The sequence below is a fragment of the Synechococcus sp. MW101C3 genome (assembly GCF_002252635.1).
In the GTDB taxonomy this organism is placed as follows: Bacteria; Cyanobacteriota; Cyanobacteriia; order PCC-6307; family Cyanobiaceae; genus MW101C3.
The window spans coordinates 87,032-99,912 of sequence record NZ_NQKX01000003.1 but is presented as its reverse complement, the minus strand read 5'-3'; the positions used below and the strand labels follow the sequence as shown (position 1 = coordinate 99,912).

General features: G+C 47.7%; 7 protein-coding genes. 3 read left to right on the top strand and 4 right to left on the bottom strand.

Translation table 11 applies throughout. The annotated features are described in order from the left end of the window. The first annotated feature begins 155 nt into the window (after positions 1 to 155). The gene (locus CJZ80_RS14915; protein ID WP_144036917.1) at positions 156 to 767 is read left to right on the top strand and encodes a hypothetical protein; all 612 of its coding nucleotides are present in this window, start codon (positions 156 to 158) and stop codon (positions 765 to 767) included. Positions 768 to 2,829: 2,062 nt separating this feature from the next. Here CJZ80_RS14915 and CJZ80_RS04460 read toward each other — a convergent pair. Genes CJZ80_RS04460 through CJZ80_RS14905 form a run of 3 tightly spaced genes read right to left on the bottom strand, consistent with a single transcriptional unit; the run spans position 2,830 to position 5,211 of the window. Then, the gene (locus tag CJZ80_RS04460) at positions 2,830 to 3,807 is read right to left on the bottom strand and encodes a sulfotransferase (protein WP_158217428.1); all 978 of its coding nucleotides are present in this window, start codon (positions 3,805 to 3,807) and stop codon (positions 2,830 to 2,832) included. Further along, a complete protein-coding gene (locus CJZ80_RS14910; protein WP_144036916.1) occupies positions 3,800 to 4,327 on the bottom strand; it encodes a hypothetical protein in 528 nt (175 codons plus the stop codon). Before CJZ80_RS14910 ends, CJZ80_RS04460 begins: the two co-directional genes overlap by 8 nt. Further along, on the bottom strand, positions 4,324 to 5,211 hold the full coding sequence (locus CJZ80_RS14905) for a hypothetical protein (RefSeq protein ID WP_144036915.1): 888 nt from the start codon (positions 5,209 to 5,211) through the stop codon (positions 4,324 to 4,326). The genes CJZ80_RS14910 and CJZ80_RS14905 overlap by 4 nt, the downstream gene beginning before the upstream one ends. A 1,027-nt stretch (positions 5,212 to 6,238) precedes the next feature. On the opposite strand from CJZ80_RS14905, the gene CJZ80_RS04455 reads away from it, so the two are divergent. Both CJZ80_RS04455 and CJZ80_RS04450 read left to right on the top strand, forming a co-directional pair. Beyond that, the gene (locus tag CJZ80_RS04455; protein ID WP_233132803.1) at positions 6,239 to 7,243 is read left to right on the top strand and encodes a lipopolysaccharide assembly protein LapB; all 1,005 of its coding nucleotides are present in this window, start codon (positions 6,239 to 6,241) and stop codon (positions 7,241 to 7,243) included. 35 nt (positions 7,244 to 7,278) lie between these two features. Beyond that, positions 7,279 to 9,879 (top strand): HlyD family secretion protein, encoded by a 2,601-nt coding sequence (locus CJZ80_RS04450; protein WP_094510878.1) that lies wholly within the window; start codon positions 7,279 to 7,281, stop codon positions 9,877 to 9,879. A 2,142-nt stretch (positions 9,880 to 12,021) separates the two neighbouring features. Here the strand turns inward: CJZ80_RS04450 and CJZ80_RS14900 are convergent. Further along, positions 12,022 to 12,843, bottom strand: a complete 822-nt coding sequence (locus CJZ80_RS14900; protein ID WP_144036913.1) for a hypothetical protein — start codon at positions 12,841 to 12,843, stop codon at positions 12,022 to 12,024. Between the last annotated feature and the right edge of the window lie 38 nt (positions 12,844 to 12,881).

Genomic DNA, 12,881 nt, shown 5'->3' with positions numbered 1-12,881 from the left:
GGGCAGTTGACCCATTCTTGAGCAAACAACTCTCACACAAGTATCTATCTTCTTGCGAGCAGGGATATCTTTCGGCATGTAATCACCCCTCAAGAGTTTCTGATTATGTTACTAGCCGGCTTGCCGCTAAGTTATTGCTATGGAGATGGCTTCAGTTGTCCCCTGTTGCCGCTAAAGAGCTTGCCCTCTATGGTCTTCCAGCTCGTCCACCAAAACTCTATCTGCATCAGGCGATTCTCAACGAGTTACATGTTTCTGTTTCCCATTCCAAAGGCCTGGTTCTCGTTGGCATTACTGATAGTCAGCCATTTGGTGTCGATATTGAACACATCTCTGGACATGATTGGACAGCCATCTTCGCCTTTATGCGCTGGCCGCTCCCCATCCCGCCACATCATTGGCAGATGGATCAGTATTGTTGTTGTGTCTGGGCAATCTACGAAGCCGGATTCAAGCTTTTTGGTGGAGCAGTTGCACAGGCGGATTTCCGCTTGCTTTCCATCGACATTCCTGCAGACTGCACCGTGATTAGCGGTCTTCCATATTCTTTTACTGCCTCCTTCTCAACGCTGAGCTTCGCCGGAGAGGGACTTGTCTGCAGCGATTGGGTGATCGCTGTGGCTATGGAGCCTTTGCGTTCCACTGATGATTCTTTGTTTGATGGAATCACCGAGGCTGATGTTAGCTCCGCGACAGTTCACCCACATGAACTATCCATTTCCCCTAAACGCAAAAGATCCATGCCATCCGAATCTCTCATGCATTGAATCGCATCCCATCGATTGAGTGCATCATTGACACCCAGCTTATAGCATCAATGACAAGATTGGCAGATTTGCTGGTTCACAGGATGGAACACGTTTCTGCCGCGGACGTGGTAGCGGCAATCAGTGCCTGGTCGCTATGCCACTGATGGGGTGGTACGAACTTGAGCGTGTTGTGGTGCCGCCCATCTTCGCGAGAAGCCTGCGGCAAGGCGTTGCTGTGGTCAGTGTGCAGAACCAGCGGCTCCAGACGTCGATCACCAGGTAGAGAAACAGCCACACCCCGCACCGTGGTAGGCAGACAGGTGATGTCTCACGACCACACAGCAATGGATCGATACGCTCGCAGGCGCGGCACCGGGCCGTGGCTCCTATGGCTGTTGTGTACGGCTCAGCGATGGGCCCGACCATGCGCGTGCAGCGCCCATGTAACAGCTGGACTCGGAGCCGAAGACGAAGTCTTCTCCGGAGGAGTTGAACAGGTCCTGATCCGCGCCAGTGCGGGCATGATTTGTCCTGGTGGCAGCGAGTCGTATTCGGGCTGATTGGAAGTGAGCAGGTTCTGCCGGTGTTCCTCCTTGCTCATGCGGTGAGCGCTATCGCGGGGGCTGCTTTTGTGGTGGTCCTGACCGTCCCCACCACCCAGGACGGCACGCCGCCAGCGCTTGAGCGTGCGCAGGGAACTGCCGACCTCCCGGCAGTAGGCGCCGGGCTCGATGTCGTTGAGACCAGCGGTTTCGAGCACAACGTGAACTGTCGACAGCGCCCTAGCCTTCTGCCTCCTTCTCGGAGGCTGGCACCATCTCCTCCTGACATCAGCACCCTGCTGCGCAGAAGACTGCAGCTAGACGGCCTCGCTGTAATGACACATTGGTCTTGTCCCTCACCCCCGGGAGTGAGATTGTGGGGGGCGCCATCATTCCTGAAAGTGGGGGCTTCAGGAATAGATGCGGGAGTATCCTAACGCGACTAGCTCTTTGATCTCCAAGGTAAATGAGTCGCAGCTGATCAGAAGTCTATGAAATAGACTTCTGATCTGTCAAGACGAGAAGAGAAGATGAGAGTTTGCGAATCATCCAAGTGATGAATTAACGTTGGAACAAGGTCACTATTGCGATGGACCATGCTTCCGCTAAGGGTGAATGTAGATCCAAAGTCGGCGGAGAAGTAGAGTGTTGAAGTCGTGTAATTGATTGAGGAGACATTGAAAGTAGGCGCAGCCTCCTTTGGTGGCGTGGTTGAGATGCTGGAGGGTGATGCCAGCACCAGGCCCAATGAAGGGTAAATCAGATTTGACGATTCAGGAGATATTGATAGTCTGTTGTCGATTGAGAAGATAGGGCGTCCAAGTACAAGACTGGGAGTGGGTGAGCCATTGCATATGAATAGCCGGGACTCGACGCCACAACTGAGTGTTCTGATCGAAGAGTCGTTTGCAACAACTGCAACAACGTCACTTCCAATCTCGACAGCATCCACAACTGTGAGATTGGGATACATGGCCCTGACTGTTTTAATGGCAGTCAATAGTGCCGGTTTGGACGTGAGTTCAAACGCTCCCTGCTGAAGGACGGCTTTGACGAGGAGAACATCACGTAGGCTATGGTAGGGTACAAATAGGCTTGGATAGGTTGACTCGTTTAGGACGTTGTCATGCAGCAACGGAGAGTCATGAAGCGTCGAATCGGTAGATCCTGGTTTATGCGATTGGCAGATCTCAAATAGTCTGGCCCATTGGTCATGATCAAGATGCAGATCCGTCTTGGTTACGGCGATCCCAGAATTAGGTTGGTAGCTGATAACATACAGGATTGGAGCGGCAGATTCAGTGCCATCAGCAAGAAAAAAGAGCTGACCATTTGAGGATGAACCTAAGTATAGGAAGTTATAGGGGAGAACAAAGTAGGAGTCTGAATGTGAAGGTGTACAGTAGACAAGCTTGCGGGAAGAGTCTGAGGAAAGGATAATCCAAAGTCCCACCCCATTGGGGGAATGATGGCCAGCCAGAATTTGGCACGTCTCATGACTTCCAATAGGAAGCGAAACGGAAAGTAGGTTTAACTGTTTAAGCGTATCCAAGCTGTGCCTCCATGTCCATAACCAGTTCAAGCATGGAGAAGTCCCATGACTTTAAGCGAGCAATAGCATCGTCATCCTCAAGCTTGTTCAAATAGTAGCTAGTAAAGGCAGGCTTACCATTTGATGCGAGAAACTCTCGAACAACCTCACGAGAATATTTCTTACGTTTCATTTGCCTAAATTCCGGATTAGTAATGAACTTAGGATCATTGCCACAAGGTGCCATGCGTGGACCATAAAAGGCATAGGGTGATTCTTCAGGCTTGAGCATCGCATCAATACATGAGCTATCGCTTGAAACACCAAGCCAGCGACAGATTTGAGGAAGAACTACTCTTGGATCAGACAGAATTGCTTCACCACTAACTGTAAGGAAGTTTGACGGTGGAACAATGGAGCGAAACTTCAGGATGTTTCGATGCATTGCATACCACATTAATGCATAGTTCTCCTTGACCATTGGATGTCCTGCGGCAGGACTATGAACTGTGCGTCGAAATTCGAAGAACTCTTTCAAGGACTTTGAAGCTCCAACAACACTTCGTGTCAAGTGAATGAATCTGGCATTTGGATAAAACTTGAATAACCTGACCATGCGATCAATTGTCTTGGTATTCGGAGGAGACTTTTCGATGCAAGCCTTAGGATAAAATGGTTGGCAGAGATACTCAAAAAGTTCCTTGCTAGTCATTGACTGATTGTTAACAAGCCACATCCAAGCGCGGCTGCAGGCAGCACTATCTTGCTTGCCTTCATGAACTTGAGCGATGGCTCTCAAAAGTCCACTTGGTGCAAATCTAGCATACTTAATATTTGACTTATTGGATAGTAGATGCCCGATGTCATCTCGATAAAGCAGGTGTAGCTCGGGGAAGCAATAGAGTTCTGGATGCTGTCCGAGAATAGATGAAACGACCGAAGAGAAAGACCGAGGAGGACTCAGCAAAAAAATAGGTTCAACCATGACCATTTACACTGCTAAAGAGATTACGCCGAATCACATTGTAGCGATGCTGCATCCTATCTTTTAGATTTTGGAGATCCTCGACCAGGTCATCAGAAAGGACCAATTCTGTTGATTCGCAGTCCTGTGAAGATTCACTGGGTTCAAATAGAAAGCTGAACAATGCCTTGTGAGCATTTTCAGATTCCATTTCGGTAAACGGTTCTGTTACGAGTTCAGAGCTTGCTGGCTGTGGGGCGACGTCGTGCTCACCGTCATCGCCTTCCGATACATCAATAATAGGTTCTGCCGTGTCCTTGTGCGTGAGTGAAACAATCTGAGTAAATGTATTGTATTCGAGACTGTTTTCACGGCCTGCAACTGTGCTATCAAGATTTACAAGCTCCATGAGGGTCTCCAGTTGGGAAGTGACCTCGTCGCCATCCAAGCCAGGCAAAAGGGTTAGTTCTTGATTAACGTTAGAATCGCGTTGGATAGACGACATAGAGGAGGCTGAACTGGTTGGAATCAGATCAATCATAACGAAGCAGCCGGTAAGGAGTCAACACGAGAGAGCTCAAGCCTGGAACTTACTGAACGAAGATACGCCTGATAATGCCTAATAACGCCTGTGAGGTAGAGGCTGTTGAGGTCATCTCTCATTTCCGTATCTAATGTAAGACAATCATGGGACTTTAACGGGGGGAGTGGCCTTGTGTCAATTACAACCTGACTAAGCAGGATGTCCTCTAGTGAGGTCGAAGAAGTAAGCACATCAACTCTCTTCAAACCCAACATCGTCGCATGATGCAAGCACATCCTTGCATGCCTGTCTTCAGCATGGAGAAACATTCGGAGTCGACTGCTAGGAGTGGTAACCTTCATCCCCGTCCATTCAGATGGAAACTGCTGATAGGAATCAGCGGGCCCGGCGATAAGCAGAACACCGCAGAGTTCGAAGTCAATAGCCATCACTGCTGCATGACCGGCTCCCTGGCTATGGCCTACGACCAGTGTTTGAAGAAGGATGTCTCGCTCGGATAGATGGAAGCCGTGATGCTGCCTTACTTGAGTAAGAAACGTTCCCATGATCGAGTCTTCATAGGCGATGCCAAGCTTTGAGTTCGGCTGGGAAGCGCTGCCATAGATGAACTCACGCCGTACCTGAAGAAGCGAGTCAGAATCAAAGAACTCGGAATTCAGCTTTGCTACAGTGGAAGATAATGGATAGTCAACAAAGTAGTAGTCGCCACTATCAGCTAAGCACGTACTCAACCAGAGGTAGTCTGAGCTGCGGCGAAAGCTACCTGGCAGGAAAAGGATGAACATGAAGCTGATGTTGAATGGCTTAGGACTTTTGAGTGCCTTCTGAATCCTAGTATGGAATACTGGCAGGTTATGATCAAGATCTTGAACATCAGACAAGCATCCTGGCTTCAAGGGATACACATCCAATCATTCTAAATTCGCATAACCTTCCCAAGATCACATTACTGTAGTTCAAGAAATTGTACAGTGCCAAGCATTCATTGATTGAGTTCCAACTCTGGGCTGATTGTTGTCAGAAACCATGCACCCATTCCCCAGGCGATTTGGCAACCACTCAGGAAAGCTTGTGTACCGAACATCTGTGTTTGAAGGAGAAGAGGACCGCGCGAAAGAAGATCCTCAACTCATAGCCATTCAGGACATTACTGACCCACATCAGTTCCCCATGTGCTGTCGGATACTCTTTTCGATAGCATTTGGCCTAAACTGGTGGAGCTTGTAAGTCATACCAAAGAGTCCAGTCTAGGACGTTTAAGGTAAATCTCTTGACGTTTTGCATCGTTTAATGATGTTGCAATGGTTTGGATCTTTGCTGAATGAACGTCCCTGTTGGTGGCGCTTTGCTTGATCAGATGCACCTGTTAATGCATAACGTTGTGACCACGGCATAGAAGCTTCGAAGAGATCCATCAGCATCAAGAGTAGGTCGCCTGCGTTTGGCTTGTATCTAGTCACGTCAATACGATTGCCGAGAGGAAACCTATTACTGATAACTCTTGATGTTTAATTATGCTATTATGTGTTGGGATCTCGAGGAGAATCTATAAGTCCTTTGTCCACTCAGAATCATATCATTCAGTGATTGTCGTCGTACAGCTGCATCGAAACCTCCGGTGTGTGCATGTTGCTTTGCCTTGGGATGGGCTTGATTCAATGGCCAAGGCACTATCGCAGGGGGATGGATATGACATGACGTTGGCAACAATACAGGCGACTCGTCAGCCTATGCATACACATCGTTGCTGCTAACCATTTGAGCGAGGTGTATGGAAACTGCGAATCACGTCACTGCTTTAGCTTGATAGGTGAGGGCGCGCTCATACGCAGTTGACCTCAGCATGAAAATCATGCTACTGTGCAATTGCTCATGGTTTTTATTATGGCTCTTGTGCTTCCAGGCCACTTGAAGTCGACCTTCAAGCAAGTTCGCTCTTTGATTCTCAAAGAAAAGAACTTCCCTGAAGCCAGGCGAATCTTGGCCGGCGTACCTGATGGTGAGCTCTATTCGCCTTACCACGTTGCCATGGCCGCAATTGCACGGTCAGAAAGTGATACTGCCGTAGCTATGGCTCACCTTGAGAAGGCTCTTTCACTTGCACCTGATGATATTCGGTTGATTTCTCGTATTGGTAAGCTTAGGCTTCAAGAAGGCAATACAACTCTTGCTCAAGAATATGCGAACAGAGCTCTTCAGCAGAAGTCTTCCAAAAAGTCGGACGTTACTGCACTAGCATCTTTTCTCCAACAGCTTGGCGATTATACTAATGCTGCCAGTATCTTGCGTCACGCAGTTCTTGAGAATCCAAACGATACCAAGCTTCGTAGAATGCTTGCCTTGGCTCAGCTCCAACTAGGACAACTAGATGACTGTGAGCGTAATCTTAACAACTGCTTGAGGCTTGATCCAAAGAACCATTATTCACAGATTTTGTTGGGAGAAATCCTTATTGCTCAGGGAAATAAAGTCCGTGGTCTCGCGGTTCTTCGTACGGCAGATAATGATGAATGCCCATCGAAGCTTAAGGAGCGTCTCTCTATTGATGCTGCAGAATGCTACATTGATCTTGCCGAATATAGTGCGGCTAAGGATGAGCTTACAAGGGTACAGAACAGCAACAGTCCCCGATTCAATTACTGCTGGGGCAAAGTTCAGTACCAAGAGGGAGATTACGAATTCGCCCTTACTAGTTTGATGGCAGCATCAAAGTCAGTTGCTCATGAGGATTCTACTTCAGTACCACCTATTGATCCATCAAGTCTGACAGTAGAAGATCAGAAGACTCGTTGTCAGAAACTGATTCAAGATCTGTCAAGCAAACTTGAAAAGCTTAGGGTTTCAGGTATCCAAGCAGATGATACCAGCTTCAATCAATCTACTGTGCTCGATTCAGTTGATGAGGATTTCTAGATCCTCCATTCATACCTCCCCATCTTCCCACTCCAATGATCGTTGTTGATAATAACTGTTATCGTGTGAATCCTTCGATACGAACTTCTCCATTGGTTGAAGGACAGTATCGATTGTATTTCGGGGACCGAACAACCTCGCTAAAGTTATCAGCCTCTGAGTGGGAAGCTATTTCTGATTTTAATTCAAGAGATGGCTTGTTTGACGATCTATATGAGAAGTGTTCAGAGTTCTTTGGAGCAACTCGTGCTGGAATTACTAGAGATGACTATCTCAACTGGTTGTGCACTCACGGAATCTTGCTTTCCGTTGAAGCTCCAACCCTTTCAGCACAAGTCTCCACGAATGTTCTGCACGCCAGCGAACTTAATGGTCATTCAAATCAGCTGAATGGGTCAGCGAATGATCTCCATCAGCCACCATCCCAACTCCAGGATCGAAAGATCTTGCTTGTTAGCTTTGGCTGGATTACGTCACGAGGGCTGTTAAGGCCCCCGCGGGTTCTGATCCGGCTTCAAGCTTGGCTTTTCCCCCTGGTTGCTCTGCTCTTTATAGGCACAATCCATAGTTTTTATTTTGGGGTCAAGCCTTTAGGTGTATTGATCGCCGAAAGATCAGACCCTTTGACTGGGCTGTCACGGCTATTTATCATGTTAATTGTAATTAACCTGATAAGTGTTATGGTGTCGATCCTGTCGACATACTCCATGCATATAGATGATCAAAAGTTGTATCTTAGGCTTAAGTGGGGATTCTTGCCAAGGCTCGCGAAGGAGCAAAGCGCCAAAGCTATTAAGCAGTCAGCAAGCAAACTTGAAGAACTCATTTTACTCGCCCAGCCACTTCTGACTAGATCATATCTTGTCATTCTCTCGATACTTTTCCTTTATGTTTATACGCCAATACCTGATTCCTCTCCGTTTTCTCGTCTAAATATACTGGTTGCAATCATACAAGGTTCTCTTGCTAGCATGATAATCCTTTTGATTCCTGTACGCAATACTCCAGGCAGAAGGCTCTTGGAATTCTTTGGACTCATGCCAAAGAATTATCTGAAGATATCGGCTAAAAGAACGCTAACTATCTTTTCTCATCTTTTTCATGGGCGGTTTAAGAGTATTTCTATCTCTCGTTCAGATGTCAACAGTATTCTGTTCCTCTGCACGCTTTTACTGGCTTTTATTATCAAGCTTTGCATTCTATACTTTATATTAATTCCAAACATTGCTGCCGAAATACCAACGTTTGCAGGCCACTGGACTTCCCTGATCGTCAGGGTAGCTCTAACGCTTCTTCTTATTCGATTTCTTTACCTTACGGTTATTACCAAGTTAATCATCAAGAGGGTGGAGGGAAGGCCGGACAGATCAATCAATCGAACAACCAATGGTCCAGCATTGCTGCCAAGTTCCAGTCAGCAGCAAACTACAGAATCTATTGTTGTTTCCAGCTCAACCCTTTCGTCTGTTTCAGTTCACAATAGAATTACCAATACTTTTAGAAGTAGGTATTTTCTTCCGTTCATTTTGGTTGTTATATTTCTGTTCCCATTCAGTGCATCAGTGACGGGATCAGCAAACGTAACTGAAGGTGAGGCACTTGACATTCGTGCAACTGAGGCTGCGACAGTAAGGTCTATCTTCCAGGTTGGTCCATCTTCTGCCATTTTGGACAAGGGCTCTAAGATTCTAGAACTCTTTTCTCCAACCCTCAGCACACAGCGCAGCCAACAACTTCAGCTTATTTCAAAGTTAGAATCCGATATACGTACTAGGAAGTCTCTTATCCGTTCCATTAAAACAGGAAGCATCAAACTTGAAGGTGATAATCGTAACGAAGAGCTCTTAAGTGCAAGAGCTATGGTCCAAAAGTCTCAATCTCGGGTTCGTGCTCTTGAGAATCAGATCAGAATACAGGATGATCAAATAGAAAAGCTTAGATCATTGACGAAGTCTGGCGCGATAAGTGAATTTCAGCTCCAAAATCTTTTATCCACGCAAGCTGCTCTAACGGGCGAACTTGAGGGTGCAAGGAGCGAGCTAAAATCAGCGAATGCAGATGTTATAGTTGCTAGACGCAAGCAGAAGATTGATCAAGATATAAACTCTGAGGAACAACTCTCCAACGCAATGGATGAATTGAGTGCTGCCGAGAGCAGCCTGAAAGTCGGTAAAATTGCCTTAGAAGCTATTGACTCACGACTAGCAAAGCTAGTGGTCACAATGCCGTTTGATGGGGTGATTAGTTCTAACACCAGGGCGCTGCTTGGTAGAACTGTCACTCCTGGTGAAACCATCGTGACAGTAAAGGCGCAGCCATTGACTCAGACTATAGTATTAATTCCTGAGTACGACCGTGCACGAGTACGCACTACACTTCCATGCATACTAAGATTATACTCGGTTTCCAATGCAGAGTTCAAGGGGAGTGTGTCGTCGATCAGTCCTACTACAGTTGAAATTGATGGCCTGCAATATGTAGAACTTCAAATTCAGCTTGAGGAAAGTCTTCCTACTAACTTCATTGGTTCGAAAGGGTATGCCAAGATCGACGTAGGATTTACCTGCATTCTATTCAATCTCTTGGCCCCAGTTACCAGATTTGTCAATGTAGACCTTTGGTCCCTTCTTCCTTAGAGTCAATGTCACCCATCATCAACGTGGTGAAAGATGCATCTCATTCCATTGCTGCACCCTCGGACTATCAGCGATTAACCTTCGTAATCAGTGCCCCTAGAGGTGGTGCTCTAACCTTCTGCAGGAAAACTGAAAGACTGGGGCACATTGGACTTCCTCATACGCATCTCCCATTAAGGGGAATGCCTCAACTGTTAAAGTCCCTTCAGTCTCCACTTGATCTTTATAGTATTGATGATGGTCTGCTTCGGGCCCTGTCATGTGTTGTTTATGGTGGGTTGGAACCTTATCAGCTTGAAGCGGCGTACCACGACATTGGTACTATGTATGCTAGGGACACATTCTCCGACACCTACGGACGGTTTCTAGCTAAGACCACAAGTCGCATCTTCGATCCTTCATTCAGTCTGTCTCTGTACCCTGATGCAGTGTTACAGCTTCAGGATAGTTTCCCGCGCTCACAGTTTATCTACATCTTCAGGGATCCATTCTTCTATGCTTCTTCCATTCTGAGTACGATTCATGGTTTAGACTCACTTCTGGTTTGGTGGTCAATCGCTAGACAGTCAGATCCTGACATTGCTATGGATCCACTTGTGATGTGGTGTTGGATCAATGAGAAGCTACTCGAATGCAAGGCTAAACTTAACAAGGAAACCATTGTCAGTGTCCTGAATCACCCTGAATCCGTTGGCCGTTATTCTTTCGAGCGTTTCTCGCATTTCATGCGATCTGACTACTCATCGCTTGTGCCCACACTTGCAGGACCATCCTCTTCTAGGTTCTATAAAGACCATGCTAAATGGAGGTTGTCAATGAGTCGAACTCTTTCGAGCCTGCTTCCAGTTAACTCTCTTGACTATAGTTCGCCAATTCAGGGCAGGTCGTCGTGGTGGTTGGATATCACCTTGGGGGGCGATCCTTCTGCTAGTATCTCACACTGTTCTAATCCAGGCAGCCTTGTCCCAGAGTATTGGGAGCAATTAGTGGAAAATAGTGAACTCATCGATCGTTGTGATCACTTGTGTCATGCTTTATCTTTTGCTCCTATCTCCTCCCGGCTAGCTACAAACTGATACACGTAACTACTGGCTGCCTCTTTCCTGCTGACAGCATCCTTGCCTTGCCTGCACTGCTTCCATTCAGACAGCCATCGTAAAGGTAGCTGGTTTGGCAGTTATGTTCAACGGCAGCGCGCGATCCCCACCATTCCTGATAGAAGTAAGCCACGCGTTGAGTGTGACCACCTGCGTGGAACCCTGTAGTGCGCCTGAAGGGAGACAGCAGCCCGGTGGAGTTTTCTATTGCATCACCGCACCTGTGCTGGCGTGACATCCTGATCTTGTTTCCGCTGTTGCGATGCCGCTACTTGTACAAGTCCTGAAACCACATCACCTTCTGGTCGGCCTCTTTCGCACTGGCGAATAGGCAACTTTGGCCATCAGTTCAACTGAATTGCCTGTTGCTCTCCTTCGTGGGAGCGATGCTTCAGATTGCGTTAGCGGCCTCTTTGGTGATCAAGATCATCACATGTCCTGATTCTTGAGTGAGGTGCTGAGCAGCGCTGCCGCTTCGGCCAGAGCCTTCTGCTTCCACCTGAGATCCTGCTACGCCCTGCCTTGAGCCGCTGGTTTTCCTACTGGTTCCTAGGCACGGAGCCCAGCGGCGTACGTCTACCCCCAGAAGCTTTGCGGGTGCACCCCAGCGGTTTCCAGCACCACCGTGAGTTGGTCAGTGGTTGTGCAGCCCTCAAGCACCTTCTGGGCTGCCATGGCCACCTCTCCTTGCAGGCGCCAGGCCTTCCTCCACGTTGTCGAAGCTGTTCACGTGAAGGCCCAGTTCTGCGGGGATCTGGGACACGTTCTGGGGATGCGCTAGCTCATCACCCTCCTGACCTCAGCCTGTTGCTACGCAGAGCCTGCGGCGAGACGCGCTCGCTTTAACGACGGAACCTCTGCTCCATCAAGCCCCATGGTGGATAAAGTGGCCGAGATGGAGCGGCGTCAACGTTGCTGGACGTTGGCCCATCACCACCTCCAGGAAGGTTGAGATGTGCTGTTGCTGTAACTCATATAGAGGGATTTCTTAACGTAGCCCATGTGTGAAGACAGGTTGAGCCTTTTCCATCACCATGACACATTGTCAGTGAACCTTATCAACTGCTGATGGTGCATCAGCATCAAGTGCTTTGCTCAATAGAATGGTGAGATCCCTCCCAATCTGGCTGTTGGGATCTGCAATTTCTCGTGATATATCTGTATGTCCAAATGGGTATGACTTTACCGTAGCTTCCATCTTCAGCTTTTGCCTAAGCAGGGAGGCCAGAACGAGTGAACTCTCACGGCTAAAACGCTTCATCGTCGTGGCCAAATACGCCCATCCACCATTGATTCTTGTCAAGTCAACCGGCATACTCGTCATGTTATCCACGGGCGAATAGGTTCTGATCAGACTTTCAAGGTCATTTCTGTCGGTCGTTCGATAGCCAACTAAGCGTTCGATCTCCTGCTTTACATTTGGCCTCGCAGCACTATAGCGCTTTGACAAGTCATAAGCTGCAGAGTCTATAAGAATAAAGGATGAGTGTTGATTGAGAAAGAGCCCCTTGGATAGGCCTAGTGCAATCAGATAGGAGCCAGCTGAATGCCCAAAGTAGACAATAGGTGCATTGTCATTGACCGGACATAGGAGCTGTAGCTCAGTCTTCACCCATTGGTCCAACGACTTCAGAGCAAGCAACTGCTCATCAATGACAGAGTCGGTACATTGTGCAACTAAGGGGTAGTTGCAGGAAAGGAAGTTAAAGCCCAAGCTATTGAAGAATAGATCCTTTCCCGCAATATGGCGCTTTGATCCTTTTCTAAGGCCTCCCCCATGCAGAAATATAACCGTGCCCTTGGCAGGGCTTGATACAAGTTGATACGCATCAAGCGTTACCCTTGCATCATGAACTGCGCTTAGCATCGGAGCATAGCATATGTCGCTATGTGACCGAACTGACA

Coding starts and splice junctions, on each gene's coding strand:
- CJZ80_RS04460 (WP_158217428.1), bottom strand. CDS start 3,807: ATGGTTGAACCTATTTTTTTGCTGAGTCCTCCTCGGTCTTTCTCTTCG.
- CJZ80_RS14910 (WP_144036916.1), bottom strand. CDS start 4,327: ATGATTGATCTGATTCCAACCAGTTCAGCCTCCTCTATGTCGTCTATC.
- CJZ80_RS04450 (WP_094510878.1), top strand. CDS start 7,279: ATGATCGTTGTTGATAATAACTGTTATCGTGTGAATCCTTCGATACGA.
- CJZ80_RS14900 (WP_144036913.1), bottom strand. CDS start 12,843: ATGCTAAGCGCAGTTCATGATGCAAGGGTAACGCTTGATGCGTATCAA.